We start from the raw sequence: 25,597 nt of genomic DNA on the forward strand, positions 1-25,597 counted from the left end.
TAATTTAGCAAGCCATTATGTCTGTTATTTGGCATATTAATCAGCAACAATCGATAACAGGAAACAATGTGAAATATTTTCTGATCTTATTACTGGCACTGGTTGTTTTTGTTATCTCAGTCACACTGGGAGCGAATAATAATCAAGTAGTAACATTTAATTATCTGATTGCCAAAGGCGATTATTCGATATCTACGCTGCTGGCGGTATTGTTTGCTATCGGTTTTGCTCTTGGATGGGGAGTTTGTGGGGGATTTTATCTGCGTACCAGTATGTCACTAAGACGCGCCAAACGTAAAATTAAGCGTCTGGAGACTCAGTTGGAACAACCAGTTGAGCTATCTGCCAAAGAACAAGCCGCTAAAACTGCCTCTCCAGTAGTTTTAAACAAGGAATAATTCTCTATGTTAGAGCTGTTGTTTCTGTTGCTTCCTATTGCTGCAGCTTATGGTTGGTATATGGGACGCAGAAGTGCTCAACAAGATAAGCAGCGATCTGCAAACCGCTTGTCGCGTGAATATGTTGATGGTGTTAATTTTTTACTTTCCAATCAGCAAGACAAGGCGGTTGATCTATTTCTTGATATGCTAAAAGAAGATAGTTCAGCGTTTGAAGCACATTTAACGCTAGGAAATCTGTTTCGTTCTCGTGGTGAAGTTGAAAGAGCCATCCGAATTCACCAATCCCTTATGGAAAGCGCCTCCCTGACATTTGAACAACGCTTGCTTGCGATTCAGCAGCTTGGAAGAGACTATACAGTGGCCGGGTTGTATGACCGTGCAGAAAATATGTTTGTTCAGTTAGTCAATGAAAAAGATTTTCGTGAAAATGCGTTTAACTCCTTACTAACTATTTATCAATCAACCAGCGACTGGAGCAAAGCTATTGATATCGCTGAAAAATTGGTCAAGTTGGGTAAGCAGCAGTTTCGGGAAGAGATTGCCCATTTTTATTGTGAATTGGCTCTGCAAGGTATGGGAGAAGAGGATTTCAGTAAGGCCATTGGGTACTTGAACAAAGCAGCTCAGGCAGATAAGCATTGTGCCCGTGTTTCTATTATGCTTGGCCGTATTTATATGGCACAAAAAGAGTATCTCAAAGCGATTGAGGTACTTAAACGTATTCTTGAACAGGATAAACAGTTAGTCAGCGAATCTCTGCCGATGTTGCAGGAGTGTTATCAAAATCTTGCTCAACCAGAAGAGTGGGAAACTTTTGTTCGGCGCTGTGTAGAAGAAGATTGCGGTGCAATTGCAGAACTTCATTTGGCTGATATTGTTGAGGAAAAAGAGGGGCGTGATATCGCCCAACATTACATTAACCGTCAATTGGAAAAGCACCCGACAATGCGTCTATTTTATCGCCTGATGGATTACCATTTGGCAGACGCAGAAGATGGCCGGGCTAAAGAAAGTTTGATCCTTCTGCGTAATATGGTGGGTGAGCAGATCCGCACTAAACCAGATTATCGATGCTCTAAATGTGGCTTTACTTCTCGCTCACTTTATTGGCATTGCCCTTCATGTCGTTCGTGGGACACCATCAAACCCATCCGTGGTTTAGATGGTCAATGACAGTGTCACGATTATTAGTGGCACTTTTCGACATGTTTTTTCATTTATGAAGTTTTCATTCACGAAATAAAGTTTATTAGTTAATTAAAGGCCGAAGAATGACATCTCATACAGCTCAATCTTTAGATAAACAGATTGAATCCCCTGTTGTTGTTGCATTGGATTATGATAAGCAGGATGCCGCACTGGCATTTGTCGATAAGATTGATCCACAGTATTGTCGTCTGAAAGTGGGTAAGGAGATGTTTACATTAAATGGCCCACAATTTATTCAGGTATTACATCAACGTGGTTTTGACGTGTTTTTGGATCTCAAGTTTCATGATATTCCTAACACAACAGCAAGAGCTGTGGCTGCGGCGGCAGAATTGGGGGTTTGGATGGTCAATGTTCACGCCAGTGGCGGGGAGAGAATGATGACCGCAGCCAAAGAAGCTTTATTGCCTTATGGTAAAGATGCCCCGTTGTTAATTGCCGTAACTGTTTTAACCAGCATGGAACAATCTGACCTGTTGGGAACAGGTATTGATGTCACACCAGCACAACATGCTGAACGTCTGGCAAAATTGACCAAACAATGTGGTTTAGATGGTGTTGTTTGTTCAGCCCATGAAGCTCAGCAATTGAAAGCGGTATGTGGTCAGGAATTCAAACTGATTACACCGGGTATTCGCCCTGAAGGTTCAGATGCTGGAGACCAACGCCGTATTATGACGCCACCACAAGCTGTTCAGGCAGGTGTGGATTACATGGTAATCGGTCGTCCGATTACTCGTGCTGAAAATCCTGCACTGGCATTACAGGAAATTAATCAGTCTATTGGGATTGTTCATGGATAATAATTCTCGCCTGGTGTATTCGACAGATTTTGGTCGTATTCAAGAAGAAAAAGTGATACCTGCTCGTCCTAAAGGTGATGGTATCGTGCGTATTCAACGTCAAACCAGTGGGCGTAAAGGGAAAGGGGTTTGTGTGATCACAGGTATTGATGCTGATGACCAAACGCTTACCAAGCTGGCAGCAGAATTGAAGAAAAAATGTGGTTGTGGTGGCTCCGTTAAGGATGGTGAAATTGAAATCCAGGGTGATAAGCGTGATTTGCTGAAACAATTGCTGGAAGCGAAAGGCATGAAAGTGAAATTGGCGGGTGGCTGATTTAGTTTTTTATCCTTATCTCATACGCATTTCGTAAATCCTCACAAGCTATGCAGTAAATTAATTGTATAGCTTGTAATAGTGGCCTATTGACTCAATCAAAATTCGGTCATGCTCCCAATGATTAGATATTGGGATAAACTCCCTGCTTTTTATTGTGGGTGAGATATGGCTAAAGTGGATGTGGTTTGTCGTTACTGTCTCGACGTATTCGCATCAAAAGGTTGAATCGAAAAACGATAGGCTATTCCAAATCCGAAGAAATACACGACAAAGTGATAGAAACATTTATTGAGCGTAAATACTATATTTTATCATAGATATAACTATTAAATTCATAACCGTAAAAGCTATTCAAATAATTAAGCAAGAAAACGTACTGGATAATGTAAAAGAGATGTCTTCAATAATTATTGAGAAATTGAATGCATTGAAAATTAAATTTCCATTCCTTGGTGAAATTCGTGGGAAAGGCCTTAAGTTAGGGGTGGAAATATTAGATCCTAAACTCGAAGACGCTGATGAAAAAGGTGCTAAGGAATTGCAGAAACTGGCATTGCAACGTGGACTTATTACTGAGCCTGGTGGCTGTAATGATACTGTTCTTCGCTTATTACCTCCATTAAATATTGATATTAAAACTGTAAACGAAGCATTTCAAATCCTTGAAGAGGTCTTTGTTTTTTACAATAACATGACTCACAAAAAAGGATAATGTTAATCCGGTGTCTGTTACGTGGTATGATAAAAAAGATATTTAGACACCGGGATAATATTACATGACTCACGCACCCCAATTATATCGTTATCTATGCTCTTGGGGATTATTCCCTGGCTGTCGCGCTGCATCTGGAAACCCAATAGGGTATATATGATTAAAGTTATCTTTTAAGTAAAAAGGTTTAACTGTGAAATCTAATTTCTGGAGGAAGATTTACCTTGTTGTATTGAATAGCCTATTAATTTTATTACTTACAAGCTGTGTACAAAGTAGTTTCATGCAAAATAAGTGTTATTTGTTCAAAAATCAGGAGAAACTGATGGCACATCGTGTGAAGCAAATATCAGGTAGTGAACAAATTTATCGTTGTCGTACTAACACCTCTCATTCTATGCCAGAAATTTCTCAGGCTTCTGCACATTGGATTGACAGGCAGACGTTATTATGGTCAGGAGGTGAAAGTAAATCTGTTGTTCGCCTATATCACAACCAAAGTAATAAGGTAGAGGCCAATGACCAGGGCTATTTTATTGATAATTATTTGACACTCACCCCAACAGTTTTAAGTCAGGAAACAGCAAAAAAATTCCCACATTTGGCAAAGTGGCCGGCTTTCCGCTTGCCTGAAAATGTGGATACTGATCGACTCCTGACCGGAGATTTGGTGGTTTTGTCGGCCGATGAGCAAGGTTTATTTATATCAGCAACTCAAGTACAAACGGCGGGGGTACTGGACGATCGTTTCGCCGATGCGGCTGATAAATTGGAATATGGGGCCAGGATCAATGATAAAGGTGTGATTTTTAGGTTGTGGGCACCTACAGCACAAAAGGTCAGTTTGATTATCTATGATCACAATAAACAGGTTATCGCTAATCACGTCATGCAACGTGATACAGCCAGTGGTTCCTGGTCATGGCAAGGTGACAAGAAATTGATTGGTGCTTATTATCGTTATGCCTTACAGGTCTATCACCCGCAATCTCGTAATGTAGAACGCTATGAAGTTACCGATCCCTATTCTTATAGTTTGTCTACTAATTCGGAATATAGTCAGGTCGTCAACTTGAGTGATGAAGCATTAAAGCCTCACAACTGGGATAACCTGTTGGCACCACATCCACAAAATACGCCAGCCGATATTGCGCGTATGACCATTTATGAAGCGCATATCCGTGATCTTTCCGCTTCAGACAGTACGGTGCCCGTGGACTGGCGTGGTAAGTATCTGGCACTGACTGACAATAACAGCGATATGTTCAAGCATCTTAAGGCATTGAGTCAGGCGGGAATGACTCATATAGAATTGTTACCTGTGTTTGATATTGCTTCCATCAATGAATTTAGCCATCAGGTGGCTGATCTTGATCAGCCTTTTAGCCGTCTGTGTCAAATTAACCCCATAGTGAAGAACAGTCGTTTTGCAGCATTTTGCCATAGTTCATTAACTGTGCGAGAGGTTTTGCAGCAGTTGCGGCGTGATGACAATATCAATAATCCGCAAGTGCAAGAATTGAATACGATGGTGGCAAAAACGGATTCTTATAACTGGGGTTACGATCCTTTTCACTATTCAGTACCAGAAGGCTCTTATGCTACTGAGCCGGAAGGTTCTGTTCGTATAAAAGAGTTTCGTGCCATGGTACAGGCCATCAAGCAGCAATTGGGAATGAACGTAATCATGGATGTTGCTTACAACCATACCAATGCAGCAGGCCCGACAGCCAGAACATCGGTGTTGGATAAGATTGTACCTTGGTATTATCACCGTTTGGATGAAATAACAGGCAAGGTTGAAAATAATACCTGTTGTTCTGATACTGCGCCGGAGCATCGCATGTTTGCCAAATTGATCGAAGATTCACTGGTGACATGGGTTAAAGATTATAAGATAGATGCATTTCGTTTCGATTTAATGGGTTATCATCCTAAAGCACAAATTATATCAGCGTTAGAAAAAGTACGGGCGATTAATCCATCGATCTACTTTTTCGGTGAAGGGTGGAATTCTGGGCAGGATGATCGATTCGAAACAGCTTCTCAAATCAATCTTAAAGGAACGGGCATTGGTACTTTCTCTGACAGGTTGCGTGATGCGGTGCGTGGCGGTGGGCCATTTGATGTTGCCGACAATATTCGCAGTAATCAGGGGGTCGGTAATGGTGCTGAAATATTGCCTAATGAAATTTCTAGGTTAGGTGCCGATAACGTTCGTCATTTATGGGATCTGGTTCGGCTTGGCATGGCTGGTAATCTGGCTGATTTTGTCATGATCGATAAAGACGGGGCAGTGAAAACAGGTAGCGAAATTGATTATAAGGGCGCTATTGCGAGTTATGCTTCAGCTCCGTTTGAAGTACTGAATTATGTATCTAAACACGATAATCAAACATTGTGGGACATTATTAGCTATAAAGCTGCCTATGAAGCGGGTTTGATGACACGGGTTCGCATGCAGGCGATCTCCCTTGCTACGGTATTCCTTGGGCAAGGTCTGGCTTTTGATCAACATGGGTCAGAATTGTTGCGTTCAAAATCCTTTACCCGTGATTCTTATAACGCTGGCGATTGGTTTAACCGTGTTAGTTATGATTATAAGGATAATAATTATGATGTGGGGCTGCCAGCACAGAGTGATGATGGTAAGAATTACCCACTGATTAATCGTGTGAAAAATCAGGTGAAAAAACCAGGCCAAAATGAATTATTAAAGATGATGGCGTTTTATCAGGAGTTATTGCGGTTACGTCAGTTTTCACCATTGATGGCTCTTGGTAATGGCGCTGCTGTCAGACAACGTGTCGATTTTATTAATGTTGGTCCTCATCAGCAAATGGGTTTAATGGTCATGACGATTGATGATGGCAATATAACTCCACGTGATCTTGACTGGCGGTTTGATGGCTTGGTTGTCGTTATTAACGCTGCATCTTGGTCTGTGACTGTTAAAGATCTTAATGTAAAGGGATTGAAATTAAATGATATTCAACGTGAATTGGGCAAGACATCTTTGGCCGCAGGGATACGGATCACTGAGGATGGCGAAGTAACAATGCCCGCATGGTCGGCGGCCATACTGGTTTTACCACAAGAAGGAATGCGTGGAACAGGTTTACCTGTCCGTAAGAAATAACAAAATCGGGCAAGCTGTTTGAGTCTCTTGAGCGAATATTTTACCTGATGCTGTAAGACCCCGTTATTCACTGTGGGAAGAATGTTAATAACTGGTCAGACATGAACCGATAACCGACTCCTGTTTCTGTCAGTCAATGTTTAGGGCAGGCAGGGTCGGTTTGCAGCTTCAATTAAGCTTTGTTTGATGTACTACATGCGAAAGACTGCCAATCTTTCCCTTCACGAACAACGTCAAATAGGGTTGACGAAGCCGCATGAGGAGATAAAATTCTTAAAACATCATCCTGGCTATGTTCAAAAATGAGCTGTTTAGTGCCTATTCCTTCCGAAGCAGATAAAGCGTTGTTGATCATTCAAAAGCAATTAGCGGAATCGCTGGTAGCTGTCTATCTTCATGGTTCGGCTGTGGCTAGCGGTCTTCGTCCTCGCAGCGATGTAGATTTGCTCGTAGTCATTGACCGGCCGATGACGTTTGTGGTTCGGGAATGTCTTGCTGCCGATTTAATGATGATATCGGGCCGATATCCTTCTGATCCTGATGGACGTCGCCCTGTTGAATTGATTGTTTTTTTGCGCTCCGATCTTGCTGTATCGCTTTATCCAGCCCGATGCGAATTCATTTACGGTGAATGGCTACGTCACGAATATGAGGTGGGCGAAATTCCCAAGTCTGTTTGTGATCCAGAATTGACCTTGGTGTTAGCTCAATCACGACAGGAAGCGATACCTTTGGTCGGCCCGGACGCGAGCAGTCTTTTGCCCGTTATTCCGGGTTTGGACATACGTCGAGCTATTAAAGATGTCCTGCCGGGTTTAATTGAAACGCTACAGGAAGATGAACGCAATGTTCTGCTAACGCTGGCACGTATGTGGCGAACATTAGTTACTGGCGAGTTTGTCTCTAAGGATGTTGCTGCCGATTGGGCGGCTGCTCGCCTCCCTGCCATACAGGCCGCAGTGTTAGCCGATGCGCGGGAGACCTATTTGAGAGGAGGTGAAGAAGATTGGCGAAATCGCCAGCAAGAATTGCAGCTTACGGTAAGCTCACTGCACGATTGTGTGCTAACGAATCTATGACACACCACAGGTAATTTAGCGAGTAAATTACCTGTGTAGGATTGTGGAGCTTTATTTAGTCTGAGTCAGTATATGGGTTGCTTTTGCCAGTACATCACGACGGGCTTTAGCGTTTTTATCGCCAGGTTGAGTGAAATAAGTGACCAATATTAATGGTGCCCTGTTTTCCGTCGGCCAGATCACGGCAATATCATTGGTTGAACCGTAGTCACAGAGACCTGTTTTATCTCCCACAACCCAATCTTTTGGTACTCCGGCACGAATACTGGCATCACCAGTCGTGTTTCCTTTCAGCCATTCTGCCAGTTGCACACGTTGATTGGTTGCTAACACATTACCTAAAGTCAACTTGTATAAACTTTCCGCCATAGCTTGAGGTGTGGATGTATCACGTTCATCACCCGGTTTGACTAAGTTCAATTCAGGTTCTTTGCGGTCTAACCGGAATTTATTGTCGCCGATAGTACGGGCAAATTTTGTCAAACCACGTGGGCCATCTAATTGTTCAAGTAGCAAGTTCATAGCTGTATTATCACTATATTGCAAAGTTGCTGCGCTCAACTCAGCTAATGTCATACCGTTTTCAATATGTTTTTCAGTAACCGGACTATATTCAACAACATCGGACTGTTTGTAATTGATACGCTGGTTCAGTAAGTTTTCATCTTCTTCGCTTTTTTTCAAAAGCGCAGAGGCTGCCATAAATTTACTGGTACTGCACAAGGGAAAACGTTCGTTTGCCCGGTAACCAATGGTTGAATTGTCTGCTGTGTTGATTAAGAACACACCAAGACGCCCATTAGCACTTTTTTCTAAGGCGATAAGTTGATGAATAATCTGTTCTTGTTGAGCCGTATGAGTCTGAGTAGTGGACGCCTGGGAAGGCGAAGTCATTAAGGCACTGAATAAAGGTAAAATCGCTGCGGTAATGCGCGTGAATTTTAGTGTAAGAATTTTCATATAAAAATCTGAATAATTGTTTAATATTTGTTGTAAAAATGCCGCTTATAATAGCGATAGTGTGTTTATTGTTCTGGAAGTCCCGTTTTATTGAGCATTTCTCTGCTAAGTTTTACTAGCAAGTTTAACTAACAGGACGTGCCACAATATTACGGGTTTCCATTCTGACTTCTTCAAGACGCACATTGATAATGTCATTCAGACGATAAACTGTTTCGCCTTTAATTAATACGGAACCTGTTTCTTGGCTGCATTGAAGTTCATCACGAACAGCATGCAGGAATGGGCCTGGGACAAAAGCAATTGCACCATTGTCAACCAGGCGAACACGCAATCCACCACGAGTGATATCAATAATTTCAGCGGAAAAAGTTTGATCCGTACCAGCGTGAGGGGCAAGAAAACGGGCATAGAGCCAATCGCCTACATCACGTTCAGCCATACGGTTTGCCCGTCGGCGCTCGGATAATTGCAGGCAAATTTCTTCGGCTGGCTTTTCTGCTTCTGTTTGTTGAATAATCGCTTTCAGCAAACGATGGTTGATAATATCGCTGTACTTACGGATAGGAGATGTCCAGGTTGCGTAAGCATCAAAACCGAGTCCAAAATGGGGGCCGGGTTCTGTTTTGATTTCTGCAAAAGTCTGGAAACGGCGAATACGGCTATCAAGGAATTGCGTTGGCTGTTTATCCAGTTCGCGACGCAATTCGCAAAACCCTTCTAATCCCAACAGAGTTTCATGGCAGGTTTCAATATTGTATTCCTTGAGTACTTCAACAACGTGCTCAATTTGTGCTGGTTCAAATCCAGTATGAACGTTATAAATACCGAAACCTAATTTATCGCGCAGGATTTTTGCCGCACACAAGTTAGCCGCGATCATTGCTTCTTCAACAATGCGATTGGCGGAGCGACGCTGCTCGATAACAATATCAGCCACATTCCCCCCTTCATCAAGAATAAACCGATAATCTGGTCTTTCCTTGAACACAAGGGCGTGCTGTTGGCGCCAGTTGTTACGGCGCTCGCACATCTCTTTCAACAGTGTGATTTGCTCAGCAACAGCATCAGAACTCGGTTTCCAACCTTCCTGACCTTCCAACCAGTCAGAAACTTCGTCATAAACTAATTTGAACTTCGATTCGACCCAGGCTGTGAAAAATTGAAGCTCATCACCTAGTTGCCCATCTTCCAGAATGGAAACCTGACAAACCAGAGCAGGGCGTCGGGCATTTGGACGCAGCGAACACAAATCATCAGAAAGTTCGCGGGGCAGCATAGGAATATTAAAACCCGGCAGATAGTTGGTGAAACTACGCTGGTAAGCAATCTTATCCAGTTCACTGTCAGCTTTAATATAAGCAGTTGGATCAGCAATGGCGATGGAGAGTTTCAAACTTCCGTCATTATTTCTGACGATGTGCAATGCATCGTCCATATCTTGAGTTGTTGCACTGTCAATGGTCACAAAATCAAGAGAGGTCAGATCAATACGTTCAAAAGAATCATCATCCAATTGGCAATCCGTCATAGCGGGTGCTTCACGTTCCAGATTATGACGTGTCAGGGTAACCCACCAGGGAGCGAAGTGGTCATCACCTCGGGTGATATAGCCTGTTACCTCTGCATGGAATCCACGATCGCCTTTCAATGGATGACGCTTCATTTCAGCGACAGCCCAATCACCATTTTCGAAATTATGGGTCACTGTATTGGCCGGCCGGCAAGGGATAGCGTCTTTTAACAATGGGTGATCAGGAACAATCCACAGGCGGTTATCGTTTTCTTTTTTCTGGACCCTTCCTACAAAACGGGTCAGGAAGGGTTCAATTAGCGTTTCTGGTTCAGCGATCTCTTTTTCTTTGTCGGTGTGAATAGCGGCTGTGATGCGGTCACCGTGCATCACTTTTTTCATATGAGGTGGTGGAATAAAGTAACTTTTTTGACCATCGACTTCCAGAAAGCCGAAGCCTTTTTCAGTTCCTTTGACTAAACCTTCTACACGCAAGGTTTGAGCGTGAAGTTGCTGTTTTAGCTGAGCAAGCAGCGGATTGTTTTGAAACATAATAATCAGGAGAGTTATGGAGTTATTATTGGTAATTTTGGGTAACAGTTTTACGCGAATCAAGGTTATGGAGCAAGTAACATCTTATCAAAACACGAAAAACTGTCAGTAAAGACTAATAATTGTACTGTTTATGTTTGGCTGGCCGCAGAGGTTTTTCTGATTGCGGCATGCCACATTTTCCGCACTGATTTATTGCAATCAGAGATCAATAAGTAAAATCAGTATCACCACTCCCCATCAGGGCACCGAGAACATGGGGATGATCGTTTTTATACTGAACCGGAGTTTGTACATCAGGGTGTGAATCAATCCACAATATCCCCAGTTTATCTGGCATTAGCTCAGAACTTAAATCTGATAATTCAGTAACCTGATAATATTCTGATGAAATGACGACAAGTGGTAATTAAAGTGAAATTTTATCAAGATTATTTTTCTCCATTTATACTATATAAATCCATTTAACTTGGAAAAGCTGATTTTAAATAAATTACACCCATAAAATTCGACTGTTTTTGTTACCCTTATCATCAAAAATAATATCTTATATCTGCACAAAAATGCCCGTTTATTTTAAATATTCAATTATATTTTGGTGGGGAGTTTCTTGAAAATTTCCCCTGATTTTTTTGTCACAGGAAGCTATTATTATTGCTGCTGTGTTCATCATTTTTTTACATCTCGCTTCGAGAAAAAGCGAATAAATTTTTTCCGGTAACGAAATTTGCATCTTTACGTTAAGTGGGTATATATTATTGCACGATTGAGTGTAATAATATTTTTAGTGATTGTATATATTTTAATGCCCAAGATTGTAAGCTAATTAAATAATTCGATTTATTATAAGTGAAATAATTTTAAATGCGTATCTTGAATTAGGAAAATAAAATGGCTTTAACGGTTATAAAATAAATTAGGGCTTAAGTATTTTTAATCTGCGATTCTATTGCTATTTACGAGGATAGTAAATGGAGTTAATAAAAATAGAATGTCCTATTCCAATTTATCCGGCTAATTATTTTTTATTGTTAACAAAATTATTATTTCATAAAGTTAACATTATCACTATTCATCGGGCTATTGTATTTAAAGCCTGACAAAAAGTACTGCCTAAATATTTTGATCCATGTTTTATGCATGAGTTGTATTTCTCTCCAGTCAAATGAAAAAAGTAAGAAAAATATATTTTTGATGATCCTACAGACTGAATATTTTCAAACAACTAACAAATTCGTTGAGATGAGGTAATAAATGAAAGATAATATTGCTACAATGGGAAATAGTCTTAATGGTGAACAAAATCATTGGACCACATCAGTTTGATCAACCGACTATAGAACGACACATTGACTGTTTGCTCACTGTACTGCAAGCCATGGTGAATAACACTCAACAACGGATTGGGGAAATGGATATTCTGACATCAGAAAAGAAATAGTATCAGAAGTAATGGTATTGAAAGTGATAGTATTAATTTAACCTGACGATAAAAATCCGGTATTGATTATTTATACCGGATTTTTTAGATGCTTCTTTAATGTTGTTGTTTTTCTATAAATTAGGGTTAACTCCCGCCAGATTAGGCGGGAGTTGATAGGAGAGATGTATTACTCTGTTTTATCCGCATATTCGCACAGATCTTCAATAATACAAGATCCACAGCGTGGTTTACGGGCAATACAGGTATAACGACCGTGTAAAATTAACCAATGGTGGCAATCTACTTTGAATTCATCAGGTACAACTTGCAATAGCTTCTTTTCGACTTCATCAACATTTTTTCCCGGAGCAAATTGAGTCCGATTGCTGACACGGAAAATATGGGTATCAACAGCTATCGTCGGCCAGCCAAAGGCAGTGTTCAAAACAACATTGGCTGTTTTACGACCGACGCCCGGTAATGCTTCAAGCGCTGCGCGATCTTCCGGTACTTCGCCTTGATGCTTTTCCAGCAAGAGCCGGCAGGTTTTAATCACGTTCTCGGCTTTAGTGTTATATAACCCGATAGTCTTTATATACTCTTTTAAGCCATCGACGCCCAAATTAAGGATGGCTTGTGGCGTATTGGCAACCGGATAAAGTCTTGCCGTTGCCTTATTGACGCTGACGTCTGTTGCTTGTGCTGACAGTAATACCGAAATCAGCAGTTCAAATGGTGAATTGAAAACCAATTCAGTCGTTGGATTAGGGTTGTTATCCCGTAAGCGGGTTAAAATTTCGACCCGTTTTTGTTTATTCATACCTGATTACGCCTTTATCCTCTTGTGATATGGCTGCCGCAGCCTTTTTCTATGTTGTCATAGCGACGTGTTTTAGCATCTGTACGGCTTTTAATTCGCTCATCAATGATATACTTCCCGGCCAGCATCAAACCTAATCCAATAAATGCACCTGGTGGTAAGATGGCTAGCAGGAATGGGGAATCCATATGCACAATTTCAATACGTAATGATTTAGCCCAACTCCCTAATAATAGATCGGCACCGTCGAAAAGTGTGCCATTACCCAAAATTTCACGCATGGCGCCAAGCACGAAGAGGGCAAATGTTGCACCAAGACCCATTGCAATACCATCAAGCGCTGAGTGATAGATTGAGTTTTTTGACGCGTAGGCTTCCGCACGTCCGATAACAATACAGTTAGTCACTATTAGCGGGATAAAAATCCCCAATGATTCATATAATCCGAATGCAAAGGCATTGATTAACATCTGAACGGCACTGACAACAGATGCAATGATCATCACATAAATAGGAATACGGATTTCGTGAGGAACCCAACGGCGTAAAGCTGATACGGCGATGTTGGTGCTCAACAGAACCAGTGTTGTTGCCAATCCCAGTCCCAGTGCATTAGTGGCAGTAGAAGAGACTGCTAAAAGGGGACAAAGCCCCAAAAGCTGTACTAATGCGGAGTTGTTTTTCCATAACCCCTGAAGAAATAGGTTTTTGGTTTCACTCATTTATTTTGTTCCACATGTGGATAATGAAGAAAGTTGTGTCGGCATGGTTTCCATATAGAGAGCTGTCCGTTTCACTGCATTGACAACAGCACGAGGAGTGATGGTTGCTCCCGTAAACTGGTCAAATTCCCCGCCATCTTTTTTAACTGCCCAATGAGGATCATTATTGGAAGTGATTTTCTTGCCAGAAAAAGCAGAGATCCAATCGGATATGCGGGTATCAATTTTATCCCCTAACCCTGGAGTTTCATGATGCTCGGTAACACGCACACCGAGCACCTTACCAGAAAAATCTGCGCCGACCAGTAGTTGGATAGCTCCTGAATAGCCATCGGGTGCGGTGCTTTCTATTGCAGCAGCAACCGGAGTTCCATTTTTACGTGCCAGATAGAGGCGATGGGGTTGTTGATTACCTAAAGCATCTGTTGTTACCAAATAACATTCATTTAGCATGTTGTTATCATACAGAGCAGGAGGAACAACCTGATCTAATAATACCTTATGCTGTGACGCTGCTTGTTCTGCAATCCGGTCTTTTGTCAATGAATAAACAATTGCCGTTAACCCGGTGGTACAAGCAGCAAAAATTGCTAAGGTAATACCATGACGTCGCATAGTTTCTAACATGATAACTCCCTTATTTATGGCCGTAAGCACGAGGTTGTGTGTAATTATCGATAAGTGGTACGCAGATATTTGCCAATAAAACAGCGAAAGCCACGGCATCCGGATAGCCACCATAGACACGAATAATCCAAATCAGCAAACCAATTATGGCTCCGTAAATCAGGCGACCTTTCGGTGTCGTTGATGCGCTGACAGGATCTGTCGCAATAAAAAATGCACCTAACATGGTTGCGCCGGAAAAGATTTGCAATAAAGGAGGTGAATAACGGCTCGGATCGATAAGCCAACTGAGCACAGCACAACTTCCCAGTACAAGGATAAATGCGGTCGGGATTTGCCAGCCAATCACTTTGCGATTCAGCATGATTAATCCACCAATCAAGTAAGCTATATTGACCCACTGCCAGCCAATTCCTGCCAGAGTACCTTGCAGTATCGGTTGCTGTAACACTTCATTAATGTCGTGGGTCAGTCTGCCGGTTTTGAAGCTATCCAGTGGCGTAGCCTGGCTTAATCCATCAATTCCTTGTTGAAGTTGTATCAGAGTCGAACCATCAGGTGTGTGTCCTGTAAAGATCACCATCAGGCAATCCCAAGGAGTTAAAGTCACGGCTTGTAAGGAGGCTGGTGGCATCCAGCTTGTCATTTGTACAGGAAATGAGATAAGTAAGACAACATAACCGACCATAGCCGGATTAAATGGATTTTGTCCAAGTCCGCCATAAAGATGTTTAGCAATAATGATGGCAAAGAAAGTACCGAGTATGATAAGCCACCATGGCGCCAATGGTGGCAGACTAATACCGAGTAGTAATCCGGTCACTAATGCCGAATTATCTTTAAGGTAGGGAATGACCAGTTGTTTTTTTAGTGCAATAGCTACAGATTCAGCCATCAATGCGGTAATGATGGCTAACAGGATTTGGATCAGAGTTCCATAGCCAAAGAAACAGGTTTGCACTGCGATACCCGGTATTGCAGCTAAAGCCACCCATAACATAATCTGGCTGGTATTTTTCTTACTGTGTGTAAAAGGCGAACTGGCGACTTTTAACAGGTTATTGTCAGTTTTGACTGGCCTAAATTTCATCGATAAATGTCACTATTCTGTTAGAGTTTCTTGTTTTTCCTGGGCGGCTTTCTTTGCTTTTGCACGGGCAATGGCGGCTGCGACAGCGGCTTTGCGGGGATCGACCTCTTCGGTAACCACGGTTTGAGCTTCTTGCTGTGGAGCAGGTTCAGGCTGAGTTTGAGCGGCTTTCTTCGCTTTTGCACGGGCAATAGCGGCTGCGACAGCGGCTTTGCGAGGATCTTGTTTTTCATCCACACTATTTTGTTGTGAAATTTCTTGTGACGTTGTCACTTCCTGGTTTTGTTGTGTGGCCTTTTTCGCTTTTGCTCTGGCGATAGCTGCGGCAAGAGCAGCTTTACGAGGATCATCACTTTCAGCGGATGTTATTGTTGCTGTAGTTTGAGTATTCGATACCTGTTTTTCTGCCTGACGAGCACGTAATTGCTCTTTTCTGGCTTTGCGTGCTGCAATGGCTGCTGCATTATCAGGTAATTGTCCGGCCTGTACGGTGATTGTCTCTCCAGCGTTGGACTGTTTCTCTTTCACGCGGGCGAGAGCCGCCTGTACAGCACTTTTATCCTGATTATCTATTTGAACCGCAACTTTTTTATGGCGCTCTTCGCGAGCCAGTTTTTCACGTTCCATACGTGCTTGTTTAGCTTCAAACCGGAGCTTAGCTTCAGATGATCGACGAACTTCAGCATCGATAGTGCGTATTTCGGCTTTTTCCTGCCGATAGTACTGAACAAGAGGAATATTGCTAGGGCATACATAAGCACAAGCACCACACTCAATGCAGTCAAATAAGTTGTGGCTCTTGGCTTTTTCATGTTCTTGACCACGGCTGAACCAGTAAAGTTGCTGAGGTAATAACCCGGCCGGACAGGCTTCAACACATAACCCACAACGGATACAGGCTTCTTCAACTGCTTTCGGCTCCATTTCATGGGTAGAAGGAGCAAGTATGCAGTTGCTGATCTTGACGATAGGCACATTCAGATCAGGTAAGGTAAAGCCCATTAATGGCCCACCCATAATGACCATTTGCTCTGGCTGAGGTTTAAATTTGGCTTGTTGTAACAGAAATTGAACAGGTGTACCTAAACGCGCCCAGAAATTGCCGGGTGAGTTGATGGCTTCTCCTGTCAGAGTGACAACGCGTTCGATTAAAGGTTCTCCGTCAATAATGGCGCGTTTGATAGCCATCACTGTACCGACATTTTGCATAAGAATACCAATACCGGAAGAACGTCCGCCAGAAGGAACTTCCTTGCCCGTTAGGATCTTGGTGAGCTGCTTTGCACCGCCAGATGGGTATTTTGTTGGAATAACACGCACAACAATTGATTTATCGTTTTTCAGAACACTTTTCAGGGCATCAATTGCTTCAGGTTTGTTATCCTCAATCCCGATCAAAACCTGTTTCGGATTGAGCAAATGTATCAAAATGCGTATGCCTTCTATAATTTCACTGGCATGTTCCTGCATCAAGCGATCATCAGCTGTGATATAAGGCTCACATTCCGCTGCGTTGATGATCAAGGTATTGATATGACTTCCACCTCCTTTTAATTTTGCGGCTGTTGGAAATCCTGCACCACCAAGACCAGCAATCCCGGCTTCATGAATGCGTTGCAGCAAAATACCAGCATCAAGGGATGTGTAATCCGCGGTTTGGATGCGTTCACACCATTGATCTTCTCCATCTGGACGCAGGCGGACACAGAGCTCTTTCAACCCAGAAGGATGGGCTGTAACACAGGTTTCAATCGCGGTGACAGTACCAGAAGTGGATGCATGAACGGGTACAGTTCTACCAACCCCTATTGTCAGCGGTTGGCCTTTAAGTACTTTGTCCCCGGCTTTAACCAGCAATTCTCCCTCCGGGCCGATGTGTTGTTGTAAGGGAATAATCAATTCTTCTGGTAACGGAGCATAGCGTAATGGTGTACGGCTAGATTGCAGCTTCATCTCTGGTGGATGAATACCGCCATCAAAATCCCATATTTTGTTTTTGTTAAGCAAATTGAATAGATTAAACATTGGCTTTAACCTCAACAGGCTTAGCAGAAGATATAAACATGGGTTCTGGCTCAACTGGAATATTTTTAACCGGAATGGAGTTTAAATCCCATTTCCAGTTTGATGTTGTGGTTGCAACGGGGATCATCGTAATGCAGTCGGTCGGGCAAGGTGCAACACATAAGTCACAGCCCGTGCAGAGATCTTCAACTACAGTGTGCATTGCGCGATTTGCGCCGATAATGGCATCAACAGGACATGCCTGAATGCACTTTGTACAACCTATACAGTTTTCTTCATCAATAAAGGCAACTTTCCTGACCGGGTTTTGTATGCTTTCATCGCCATCCAATGGTTGTGGGTTAATCCCCAGTAATTCTGACATCTTGAGCATCACTTGCTCGCCGCCTGGGGCACATTTGTTAATCATCTCTCCATTGTTGGCAACAGCTTCTGCATATGGGCGACAACCCGGATAGCCACATTGCCCGCATTGGCTCTGTGGCAGCAGATTATCGACTTTTTCAACAATCGGATCTTCTTCCACTTTAAAACGGCGAGCGGCAAAACCCAGAATTAACCCAAAGATTAATCCGAGTACGCTTAATACGCTGATAGCAATCCATAAAGATATCATTAGAATTTCACCAAACCACTAAAGCCCATAAATGCAAGGGACATTAACCCGGCAGTAATAAGCCCTATCGATGAACCGCGAAAAGGGGCAGGAATATTGGCAACCGCCAAACGTTCACGAATTGCGGCAAATAACACCATGACAAGGGAAAATCCAGCGGCGGCCCCGAAACCGTATATGGCAGATTGTAAAAAATTATGTGACTGGTTGACGTTCAGTAAAGCCACACCGAGCACAGCACAGTTTGTTGTTATCAATGGCAGAAAAATGCCTAATAAGCGATAGAGTGCAGGGCTGGTTTTGCGAACTGCCAATTCGGTGAATTGGACGACAACGGCAATCACAAGAATAAAACTTAAGGTACGTAAATAAACCAGATCCAGCGGAACAAGAATGAAAGTATTTACCAGCCATGAACTGATAGAAGCGAGAGTCAGGACAAAAGTAGTTGCCATCCCCATGCCAATGGCTGTTTCGAGTTTCTTGGATACTCCCATAAATGGACATAAGCCTAAAAACTTCACCAGAACGAAGTTATTGACCAAGACCGTGCCAATAAATAAAAGAAGGTATTCAGTCATTGCTATACCTGAAAATAAGAGATTTGATGAAAACAATATACTGTTTATAGTCGTGAAAATGACAGAAACTCCCCCCGCCTTGCGGTGAGGCAAGTGGGGGCAATGATAACAATCAATTTTAGGGGATGTTATCGATCTTGTGTGAAAGTCATTTTAACCCGATAAGAGCGCTTGATATAAGGAACAAAAACAGCAGCGGCTAATAGGGGCCAAAGTAGGGAACGAATAGCTATTTCGTCAGGAATAGGAGACAAAGCAAATGTTTTAATGGCAATAAGAACAGAAAATGTCAACCAGATAATAAAAATACGCGGGAACCGTTTTGAACGAATAAAAAGCAATTTTAGTACCCAAAACGTAAAACACCACATAATAGCCGTGGTTAATACGGAGATATACCACAGAACGGTGAAATTACCTCCTGCCTGGTGAATTACAGTGCCTTGCTGGAAAAAAGTTATGGCATATAACACTAACATTGAGCTGGCGGCAATAAGTGTCATGATTAAATAAGCGGCAGGAGCCAATAACCAACCGTTTATACGGTAATAATCATTGGATTGATACATAAAAAATATTCTCTCCATTGATAGGTATTCAGATACCAAAAGATAGTAACACAGGAATTAAGATTATTTGCTAATGAATAAGAGCTGGTGGTATTTTCTGATGCCTTGTTATAACAGTTTTACAAATGTTGAGAGGCAGTTATGAATAATTCTCTGAAAGTTGGCTTAGTTGGATATGGTTATGCCAGTAAGACATTTCATGCACCATTGATTGCAGAGACGCCAAATGTTGAATTAGTTGCTGTTTCCAGTAGTGATATAGAAAAAGTTAAAAAAGATTGGCCAACCATTAATGTTGTCTCTTCACCAGAAACGTTATTCACTGATCCAGATATTGACCTCATTGTTATCCCGACTCCTAACGATACTCACTACCCATTAGCACAAAAAGCATTGTCTGCTGGTAAACATGTTGTGGTTGATAAACCTTTTACGGTTACAGTGGGAGAGGCAGAAGCACTTAAGAAGCAGGCAGAAGAGGCTAACTTATTGTTATCTGTTTTCCATAATCGACGTTGGGATGCAGGTTTTTTGACCGTTCAATCGCTGATTAAAAAAAATGTATTGGGAGAATTAAAGTATTATGAATCCCGTTTTGATCGCTATCGTCCGGCTGTTCGTCAACGCTGGAGAGAAGCCGCAGGAGCGGGGAGTGGGATCTGGTATGACTTGGGCCCTCATTTATTGGATCAGGCCGTCCAGCTTTTTGGTAAACCTCAAGCTATTACAACAGACCTCGGTATGATGCGCCCAAATGCTGAAACACCAGATTATTTTCATGCACAACTCAAGTACCCAGAGTTAAAAGTGATATTACATGCATCAATGCTTGTCGCCGCGGAATCTCCCATTTATACCCTGCATGGAATGGCGGGCAGTTACGTGAAATATGGTTTAGATACGCAGGAAGAGTATTTAAAAGCAGGCGAAAAACCATCACAAGAAGATTGGGGACATGATGCGCGCGATGGTTACGTGACGTTGTCACAAAATAATGACTTGATTACGCAAGCCATTCCTAATTTGTCGGGTAACTATAGTGCTTATTATGTCGCTATCCGTGATGCTATCTTGACGGGAAAACCTAACCCTGTGACCGCAGATGAAGCTATCTTGATTATGAAATTGATTGAGGCCGGTGAAAAATCAGCGAAAGAGCAACGTACTGTGGTTATTGATTAACTTTAATTGATTAACCTTAAAGTAAGAGGAATAGCATTGATGAGCTGGTGGCAAAAGTTAAAAATCGATCCTTTTCTGTTAACACTGATTACCGTAGTAATCATTGCCTCATTCTTTCCCTGTGAAGGAGAGGTAAAAACGTGGTTTCAACATTTGACTACAGCAGCCATTGCACTGTTGTTTTTTATGCATGGAGCCAAACTTTCACGTGATGCGATTGTGGCAGGAATAGGGCATTGGCGTCTACATTTAGTTATTTTTCTTAGTACTTTTGTTTTATTCCCTATATTAGGTATGGGATTATATTTCATTGTACCAGAGTGGATATCGCCAACGGTCTATATGGGATTTCTGTATCTTTGTGCTTTACCAGCCACTGTGCAATCAGCGATTGCTTTTACTTCTGTTGCCAGAGGGAATGTAGCCGCCGCGATATGCAGTGCTTCAGCGTCCAGTCTGTTGGGAGTCTTTCTTTCTCCATTGCTTGTTGGTTTTCTAATCCAGCTTCATGGCGGTGCCGGTGACAGTAGTGGTAGCAGTACTGGTAATAGTGCGGTTCATCCTGACACATGGAAAGCGATAAAAGATATTATCCTGCAATTAATGGTGCCTTTTATTGTTGGTCATTTGTCACGCCCATTGATTGCTAATTGGGTAGAACGGCATAAAAAGTTGGTCAATATGACGGATCGTTCATCTATTTTGCTGGTGGTATACGTTGCATTCAGCGAAGCAGTTGTAGAAGGCATTTGGCATAAAATTGATGCTTACTCACTGGTTATGATTGGTATTGCCTGTTGTGTTTTGCTGGCAGTGGTATTAACCATTAATGTATATAGTGCACGCTTATTCGGATTTAGCAAAGAAGATGAAATTACCATCGTTTTTTGTGGTTCTAAGAAAAGCCTCGCCAATGGCGTGCCGATGGCGAATGTTTTATTTCCGGCTGCAATGGTTGGTATTATGCTGTTGCCGTTAATGATTTTTCATCAAATTCAATTGATGGTTTGTGCGGTACTTGCAAATCGATATGCTGCCCGCTCAAAAAAGGCAGAGTAATTTTCTGCCTTTAAAAGTAACAGTTGTTAGCGGTTTGCAACTTTGGCTCTTAGTGTTTGTTTCTCTGTTTCACTTAGGAATGCTGTTTCCAACCCATTGCTCTGTGCCTGTCGGATCTGTTCTGGAGACAATCCAGCGGCGGGCGCAGCAACATTGTATTCATTGCGAATTTCAATTCCTTCAACGGCCGGATCATCGGTATTGATTGAAGCCAGAATGCCATGCTCAAGGAATTTTTTCAGCGGGTGAGCGGATAAGGAGCTGACGGTACTGGTTTGCAGATTTGATGTCAGGCAGGATTCAATACCAATGCAGTTTTCCGCCAGATAATCCATTAGCGCAGGATCGGTGATAGCCTTAACACCATGGCCGATCCGGGTTGCTCCCAACTCACGTATCGCGTGCCAGATGCTTTCTGCGCCTGCGGCTTCTCCTGCGTGTACACTGATGTTCCAACCCGCATCACGTGCCTGCATAAAATGTTGTTCAAACAGGTGTCCGGGGAAACCAAGTTCATCACCGGCTAAATCCATCGCAGTGATATGTTGTTTATGGGCAAGTAAGCTTGCTAATTCTTGAGAGCAAGCTCTTTCTCCGAATGTTCTGCTCAGAATACCAATCAGGCGAATTTGGATATCGTGTTGTTTGCTGGCGGAGTGGATACCGTCAATGACAGCTTCTACGACACCTTCAACCGGAAGCTGGTGTTTCATTGCCATGTAATAAGGTGAAAAGCGGAGTTCAGCATAATCCAGTCCGGCATTGACTGTATCTTCTACATTTTCTACCGCAACCCGGCGGCAGGCATCCAAATCAGCCAGTACAGCAACACCCCAATCAAGTTTTTGCAGAAAGCTAATAAGATTTGGCTCATTTTCAATGATCTGGACATGGGGACGCAGAGTTTCCAGTTCATAAGCAGGGAGAATGATATTATGTTGACGGCCAAGATCCAGAATGGTTTCAGGGCGAATGTTACCATCAAGATGACGGTGTAAGTCAGTGAGTGGAAGCCGTGTATCAATCATTTTTTTATCCTTCTTATCAGAAAAATATACAAAAAAGCCAGTCAATGCATTGACTGGCAGTGAAAGCACTATTTATCGATTTTTTACGATGTTTTTGCTGTGTCGGTCTTTTTAACCTTCAGCGTGTACTTTCTTGTAGAAAACCCTAATCGGATTCTGTTTGCTGTGACGACTATTACTCAGCAGCAGGAAGTTCAGCCTCACTATCATGCTGATTTGATTCACTAGTATCATCATAGGAGTCGATGAGGTGATTATCAAGCAGGAATTGATGTAAGCTGGATTCTTTGCCATTTAATTTCACTTTGCCATCGGCGTAGTGGAGGTTGAGGTTAATTGCATCATCGGTGTTAGTCACAACGTTAAGTGCAGCACCTTGAGCAGCTATAAATTGAACCTGCATGTTAGCGGTTTTTTCAGCTTTGTTTTTATCTTCACCTAAGTATTCGCCTGATTTGGTGATTTGTTCAATCAGCATGGGCTTAGACAATTTGACATTAAGTGACAATTCCTGAAGCAGGGTACGGAGCTGTTCTTCTATTCCCATTTGAGCGATTTTATTCAGATCTTCAGGTACGTTTTGCAGTGCAATTTTAAAATCTAATGTGCTTTCACCTTTACTGTTTTTCCAGCTAAATGGAGCGATACTGAAGTGTGGATTGCTTTTCAACAGGATTGGCAAATGGCTGAAAAGATTAGCGGCCATATCTTGAGGTGATTGTTCTAAGTCTTTGGCAGAAAACGATTTTGCTATAATATCATTGTAAGTTTGCAAAAATTTATGAACGGCTTGACCATCCAAATTATCTGCGTTAAACACTAGTTTACCTGAACCGAAATCTAAATTGCCCATTTTGAATCCATCGATTTCATAAGCAACGCCAGTATTCACGTTTTCCTTGTTTTCACTCGTTTTGGTCGAGATTTTTAAATTCGTGAGAAGGAAGTCATCCTTATCATTGGAACTTTTCGAGGCTATTTCGCCGATAACATAGTTTTGATCGCCCAGATAGAGATCGAATTTACCCTTTTTGTTGTCATCAGCGTTAAAATTAATACCCTTGAGAGTAACCACTCTTTTTTCTACAGGTATATCTACAGTCAGTTCATCGCTTTTGATACTGAAAGAGAACTCATTCAAATCACGACTGATATCTGTGTTGATTTTAGCACCGGAAAAGGTGATCTTGGTTCCGTCTTTATCCGTATGTTCGACTGGTACAATCTCAATATTGGAAGATAAGTTGCCACCATAACTCACGCTAGAATCAGTGTTAAACAGAGATTTACCATTAGTAATTTCAAACAGTTTTTTTAGCTGATCATTCTGTTCAATTTCTGAATGGATAGAGGCCATTTTAGGGACGAAATTGAATTTTTTCAGGGCGGAAGTTGGGAATGGGCCATGATCGATATGAGATTTGAAGATAATTTCTTCATTTGCTTTCACATCCGCATTTTTTGCGTCATCTTTTACGCTCAGGACAAAACGGACGTCAGATCTGAAAATACCACGTTGGAAATCTCTTACCTGCACCTCAAGCTTACTATCGGGGAATGCATTTGTAAGTTCTGTGTTCACCTTCTGGACTGTTTTATCCATGTGAGATTCAATTTTCTTCCCTGTGTACCAGGATGCACCTGTCCACGCTGCACCTAAAGCAACAATTACACCTACAGCCACTAACGATTTTTTCATGTGGAAATTCCATCCTTATTTTGCGCATATAACATTATTGGCCTATGCGATATGTCTTTGAGTAAAAATAGTTGTTAATTGTATAGGTTAACTAAAGAACTTTTAATCGCTTTTCAATAAAAGTGTGATTAACAACCAATGAATAACATTATAACTCTATGAATTTAATCTATTTATTTGATACTTTGGCAATTTTACCACTGCCATGAACAGTCACGTTTTTCTCTATAGCAGATAAGAAAACTGATTCACCTGAGACTACTCTCAATTTTTGTTCACCAGAATTTATAATCACCTGACCATCACAGCAAAATAAAACTGATGCAAAATCATTCTTTAACGCGATCGGTTGTTCTGAAACAGCATAAATAGAAAAATGAAAATCGTTGACAGGAACAGGGTAATTTAGAGTGTCTTTTTCCTGTATTGGGATAGTTAACAACATATCGGCTGATTTAGAGTTAAAATCCAGATTAGCCATCAATTCAGGGACATCCATATGTTTACTGGTTAAACCAGCACGCAGAACGTTATCTGAATTAGCCATAACTTCTAATGCAACGCCTTCAAGGTAAGCGTGAGGAGTGCGAGCATAGAGAAACATTGCCTGTCCTGGTTGCAGTTCAACGATATTGAGCAGAAGAGGGGTAAACAGGCCATTATCATCAGGATAGAACACGGTCATTTTTCTGATGGTATCCCAGGGTTCGCCCCGTCGGCTATTTAATGCTGATTTTAATACTGCGATGGCTAAGCTTTTCTGTTTACCCTGCATGGTCAGTAACTGAGAAAAAAGAAATGATAAATTTTGCTCAGTGGGGTTCTGCATAAATGTTTGAATATCGGGATGGGCGCCAGAAACATCACTAAGGAGCGCAGCAATTTCTGGTAAAGGCCGGAAAGCATTCATCGCTCTGAATGGCGTTAACGCATACACCAGTTCTGGTTTATGGTTATCATCCTTGTAATTGCGTTGTGGTGAATCTAAAGGAATACCTGCTGCATTTTCCTTAGCAAACCCTTTTTCTGCTGAAAGCTTATCAGGATGTACCTGAATAGAAAGAGGTTGAGCGGCGCATAACACTTTAAACAAAAATGGCAAACGCTGGAACTGATCCGCTACTTTTTTACCCAGATACCTTTCCGGATCTTGAGCAATAAGTTGATTTAAGGCAATAGATTCTCCTGTTTCAGGATCAGTAACCAGAGAACTGCATTTCGGATGAGCTCCCATCCATAATTCTGCCATTGGCTGATTGTCCGGATTTTCGATGCCATAAATATTTGTCAGGGCGGTTTTACTTCCCCAATCATAATGTTGGATCTGGTTGGTCATTTTCAGCATGGCTGGATTTCCTATAATAAAAAATAAACTTATTTATATAACAACAATACAATAAACACGATGAGGTCGCATTATCGATAATAAATTTATGGCATTATAAAGAAATGCCGACTAATTTATCTGC

At 41.9% G+C, this 25,597-nt stretch carries 23 protein-coding genes and 2 pseudogenes; 11 read left to right on the forward strand and 14 right to left on the reverse strand.

Going from position 1 to position 25,597, the window contains the following annotated elements; translation table 11 throughout:
• The first annotated feature begins 68 nt into the window (after nucleotides 1–68).
• From ABLA85_RS13665 to ABLA85_RS13700, 8 genes and pseudogenes are all read left to right on the forward strand, one after another.
• Nucleotides 69–398 (forward strand): LapA family protein, encoded by a 330-nt coding sequence (locus tag ABLA85_RS13665; RefSeq protein ID WP_367964915.1) that lies wholly within the window; start codon nucleotides 69–71, stop codon nucleotides 396–398.
• A gap of 6 nt (nucleotides 399–404) precedes the next feature.
• On the forward strand, nucleotides 405–1,574 hold the full coding sequence (lapB, locus tag ABLA85_RS13670; RefSeq protein WP_367964916.1) for a lipopolysaccharide assembly protein LapB: 1,170 nt from the start codon (nucleotides 405–407) through the stop codon (nucleotides 1,572–1,574).
• Between the two features lie 98 nt (nucleotides 1,575–1,672).
• Nucleotides 1,673–2,413, forward strand: a complete 741-nt coding sequence (gene pyrF / locus ABLA85_RS13675; RefSeq protein WP_367964918.1) for an orotidine-5'-phosphate decarboxylase — start codon at nucleotides 1,673–1,675, stop codon at nucleotides 2,411–2,413.
• Nucleotides 2,406–2,729, forward strand: a complete 324-nt coding sequence (gene yciH, locus ABLA85_RS13680; protein WP_367964920.1) for a stress response translation initiation inhibitor YciH — start codon at nucleotides 2,406–2,408, stop codon at nucleotides 2,727–2,729. The genes pyrF and yciH overlap by 8 nt, the downstream gene beginning before the upstream one ends.
• A gap of 191 nt (nucleotides 2,730–2,920) precedes the next feature.
• Nucleotides 2,921–3,049 (forward strand): annotated as a pseudogene (locus ABLA85_RS13685) (IS1 family transposase); the annotation flags it as partial.
• Nucleotides 3,050–3,066: 17 nt separating this feature from the next.
• Nucleotides 3,067–3,444 (forward strand): aminotransferase class III-fold pyridoxal phosphate-dependent enzyme, encoded by a 378-nt coding sequence (locus ABLA85_RS13690; RefSeq protein ID WP_367964985.1) that lies wholly within the window; start codon nucleotides 3,067–3,069, stop codon nucleotides 3,442–3,444.
• Between the two features lie 325 nt (nucleotides 3,445–3,769).
• A complete protein-coding gene (gene pulA, locus ABLA85_RS13695; protein ID WP_367964922.1) occupies nucleotides 3,770–6,583 on the forward strand; it encodes a pullulanase-type alpha-1,6-glucosidase in 2,814 nt (937 codons plus the stop codon).
• Nucleotides 6,584–6,897: 314 nt separating this feature from the next.
• Entirely contained in the window at nucleotides 6,898–7,662 is a 765-nt protein-coding gene (locus ABLA85_RS13700) for an aminoglycoside adenylyltransferase family protein (RefSeq protein ID WP_367964924.1), read from the forward strand.
• 51 nt (nucleotides 7,663–7,713) lie between these two features.
• On the opposite strand, the gene bla is transcribed toward ABLA85_RS13700, so the two are convergent.
• The 3 genes and pseudogenes from bla to ABLA85_RS13715 all read right to left on the reverse strand — a co-directional run.
• The gene (gene bla / locus ABLA85_RS13705; protein ID WP_367964926.1) at nucleotides 7,714–8,622 is read right to left on the reverse strand and encodes a class A beta-lactamase; all 909 of its coding nucleotides are present in this window, start codon (nucleotides 8,620–8,622) and stop codon (nucleotides 7,714–7,716) included.
• 124 nt (nucleotides 8,623–8,746) lie between these two features.
• A complete protein-coding gene (locus ABLA85_RS13710) occupies nucleotides 8,747–10,687 on the reverse strand; it encodes an exoribonuclease II (protein ID WP_367964928.1) in 1,941 nt (646 codons plus the stop codon).
• Between the two features lie 220 nt (nucleotides 10,688–10,907).
• Nucleotides 10,908–11,021, reverse strand: a pseudogene (locus tag ABLA85_RS13715) (arginase family protein); the annotation flags it as partial.
• A gap of 957 nt (nucleotides 11,022–11,978) precedes the next feature.
• Between ABLA85_RS13715 and ABLA85_RS13720 the strand changes: the two are divergent.
• On the forward strand, nucleotides 11,979–12,128 hold the full coding sequence (locus ABLA85_RS13720; RefSeq protein ID WP_367964930.1) for a hypothetical protein: 150 nt from the start codon (nucleotides 11,979–11,981) through the stop codon (nucleotides 12,126–12,128).
• 169 nt (nucleotides 12,129–12,297) lie between these two features.
• Here ABLA85_RS13720 and nth read toward each other — a convergent pair whose 3' ends face one another.
• From nth to ABLA85_RS13760, 8 genes are all read right to left on the reverse strand, one after another.
• Nucleotides 12,298–12,930 carry an endonuclease III gene (nth, locus tag ABLA85_RS13725; protein ID WP_187649250.1) on the reverse strand — a complete coding sequence of 211 codons (633 nt, stop codon included), beginning with the start codon at nucleotides 12,928–12,930 and terminating at the stop codon, nucleotides 12,298–12,300.
• A gap of 14 nt (nucleotides 12,931–12,944) precedes the next feature.
• Entirely contained in the window at nucleotides 12,945–13,652 is a 708-nt protein-coding gene (locus tag ABLA85_RS13730) for an electron transport complex subunit E (protein WP_367964932.1), read from the reverse strand.
• Complete coding sequence (gene rsxG, locus ABLA85_RS13735; RefSeq protein ID WP_367964934.1) at nucleotides 13,653–14,279, reverse strand: electron transport complex subunit RsxG; 627 nt, start codon at nucleotides 14,277–14,279, stop codon at nucleotides 13,653–13,655.
• Nucleotides 14,280–14,289: 10 nt separating this feature from the next.
• Nucleotides 14,290–15,369, reverse strand: coding sequence for an electron transport complex subunit RsxD (rsxD, locus tag ABLA85_RS13740; protein ID WP_367964936.1), 1,080 nt, complete (start codon nucleotides 15,367–15,369; stop codon nucleotides 14,290–14,292).
• Nucleotides 15,370–15,381: 12 nt separating this feature from the next.
• Nucleotides 15,382–17,394: an electron transport complex subunit RsxC gene (rsxC, locus tag ABLA85_RS13745; protein WP_367964938.1), complete on the reverse strand. Its 2,013-nt coding sequence runs from the start codon at nucleotides 17,392–17,394 to the stop codon at nucleotides 15,382–15,384.
• A complete protein-coding gene (rsxB, locus tag ABLA85_RS13750; RefSeq protein ID WP_367964940.1) occupies nucleotides 17,387–18,010 on the reverse strand; it encodes an electron transport complex subunit RsxB in 624 nt (207 codons plus the stop codon). Before rsxB ends, rsxC begins: the two co-directional genes overlap by 8 nt.
• A complete protein-coding gene (rsxA, locus tag ABLA85_RS13755; RefSeq protein WP_047680103.1) occupies nucleotides 18,010–18,591 on the reverse strand; it encodes an electron transport complex subunit RsxA in 582 nt (193 codons plus the stop codon). The genes rsxB and rsxA overlap by 1 nt, the downstream gene beginning before the upstream one ends.
• Before the next feature lie 128 nt (nucleotides 18,592–18,719).
• On the reverse strand, nucleotides 18,720–19,160 hold the full coding sequence (locus ABLA85_RS13760) for a DUF2569 domain-containing protein (protein ID WP_367964942.1): 441 nt from the start codon (nucleotides 19,158–19,160) through the stop codon (nucleotides 18,720–18,722).
• 141 nt (nucleotides 19,161–19,301) lie between these two features.
• On the opposite strand from ABLA85_RS13760, the gene ABLA85_RS13765 reads away from it, so the two are divergent.
• On the forward strand, nucleotides 19,302–20,342 hold the full coding sequence (locus tag ABLA85_RS13765) for an oxidoreductase (RefSeq protein WP_367964944.1): 1,041 nt from the start codon (nucleotides 19,302–19,304) through the stop codon (nucleotides 20,340–20,342).
• A gap of 39 nt (nucleotides 20,343–20,381) precedes the next feature.
• Entirely contained in the window at nucleotides 20,382–21,401 is a 1,020-nt protein-coding gene (locus ABLA85_RS13770) for a bile acid:sodium symporter family protein (protein ID WP_367964946.1), read from the forward strand.
• Between the two features lie 26 nt (nucleotides 21,402–21,427).
• Here the strand turns inward: ABLA85_RS13770 and add are convergent, their stop codons facing one another.
• From add to manA, 3 genes are all read right to left on the reverse strand, one after another.
• Nucleotides 21,428–22,429, reverse strand: a complete 1,002-nt coding sequence (add, locus tag ABLA85_RS13775; protein WP_367964948.1) for an adenosine deaminase — start codon at nucleotides 22,427–22,429, stop codon at nucleotides 21,428–21,430.
• A gap of 175 nt (nucleotides 22,430–22,604) precedes the next feature.
• A complete protein-coding gene (locus ABLA85_RS13780; protein ID WP_367964949.1) occupies nucleotides 22,605–24,128 on the reverse strand; it encodes a YdgA family protein in 1,524 nt (507 codons plus the stop codon).
• Between the two features lie 169 nt (nucleotides 24,129–24,297).
• Nucleotides 24,298–25,473 (reverse strand): mannose-6-phosphate isomerase, encoded by a 1,176-nt coding sequence (manA, locus tag ABLA85_RS13785; protein ID WP_367964951.1) that lies wholly within the window; start codon nucleotides 25,471–25,473, stop codon nucleotides 24,298–24,300.
• Between the last annotated feature and the right edge of the window lie 124 nt (nucleotides 25,474–25,597).

It is taken from the genome of Xenorhabdus sp. SGI246 (assembly GCF_040838225.1).
In the GTDB taxonomy this organism is placed as follows: Bacteria; Pseudomonadota; Gammaproteobacteria; order Enterobacterales; family Enterobacteriaceae; genus Xenorhabdus; species Xenorhabdus indica.

Coding starts and splice junctions, on each gene's coding strand:
- lapB (WP_367964916.1), top strand. CDS start 405: ATGTTAGAGCTGTTGTTTCTGTTGCTTCCTATTGCTGCAGCTTATGGT.
- pyrF (WP_367964918.1), top strand. CDS start 1,673: ATGACATCTCATACAGCTCAATCTTTAGATAAACAGATTGAATCCCCT.
- yciH (WP_367964920.1), top strand. CDS start 2,406: ATGGATAATAATTCTCGCCTGGTGTATTCGACAGATTTTGGTCGTATT.
- pulA (WP_367964922.1), top strand. CDS start 3,770: ATGGCACATCGTGTGAAGCAAATATCAGGTAGTGAACAAATTTATCGT.
- bla (WP_367964926.1), bottom strand. CDS start 8,622: ATGAAAATTCTTACACTAAAATTCACGCGCATTACCGCAGCGATTTTA.
- ABLA85_RS13710 (WP_367964928.1), bottom strand. CDS start 10,687: ATGTTTCAAAACAATCCGCTGCTTGCTCAGCTAAAACAGCAACTTCAC.
- ABLA85_RS13720 (WP_367964930.1), top strand. CDS start 11,979: ATGGTGAACAAAATCATTGGACCACATCAGTTTGATCAACCGACTATA.
- nth (WP_187649250.1), bottom strand. CDS start 12,930: ATGAATAAACAAAAACGGGTCGAAATTTTAACCCGCTTACGGGATAAC.
- ABLA85_RS13730 (WP_367964932.1), bottom strand. CDS start 13,652: ATGAGTGAAACCAAAAACCTATTTCTTCAGGGGTTATGGAAAAACAAC.
- rsxG (WP_367964934.1), bottom strand. CDS start 14,279: ATGTTAGAAACTATGCGACGTCATGGTATTACCTTAGCAATTTTTGCT.
- rsxD (WP_367964936.1), bottom strand. CDS start 15,369: ATGAAATTTAGGCCAGTCAAAACTGACAATAACCTGTTAAAAGTCGCC.
- rsxC (WP_367964938.1), bottom strand. CDS start 17,394: ATGTTTAATCTATTCAATTTGCTTAACAAAAACAAAATATGGGATTTT.
- rsxB (WP_367964940.1), bottom strand. CDS start 18,010: ATGATATCTTTATGGATTGCTATCAGCGTATTAAGCGTACTCGGATTA.
- rsxA (WP_047680103.1), bottom strand. CDS start 18,591: ATGACTGAATACCTTCTTTTATTTATTGGCACGGTCTTGGTCAATAAC.
- ABLA85_RS13760 (WP_367964942.1), bottom strand. CDS start 19,160: ATGTATCAATCCAATGATTATTACCGTATAAACGGTTGGTTATTGGCT.
- ABLA85_RS13765 (WP_367964944.1), top strand. CDS start 19,302: ATGAATAATTCTCTGAAAGTTGGCTTAGTTGGATATGGTTATGCCAGT.
- ABLA85_RS13770 (WP_367964946.1), top strand. CDS start 20,382: ATGAGCTGGTGGCAAAAGTTAAAAATCGATCCTTTTCTGTTAACACTG.
- add (WP_367964948.1), bottom strand. CDS start 22,429: ATGATTGATACACGGCTTCCACTCACTGACTTACACCGTCATCTTGAT.
- ABLA85_RS13780 (WP_367964949.1), bottom strand. CDS start 24,128: ATGAAAAAATCGTTAGTGGCTGTAGGTGTAATTGTTGCTTTAGGTGCA.
- manA (WP_367964951.1), bottom strand. CDS start 25,473: ATGCTGAAAATGACCAACCAGATCCAACATTATGATTGGGGAAGTAAA.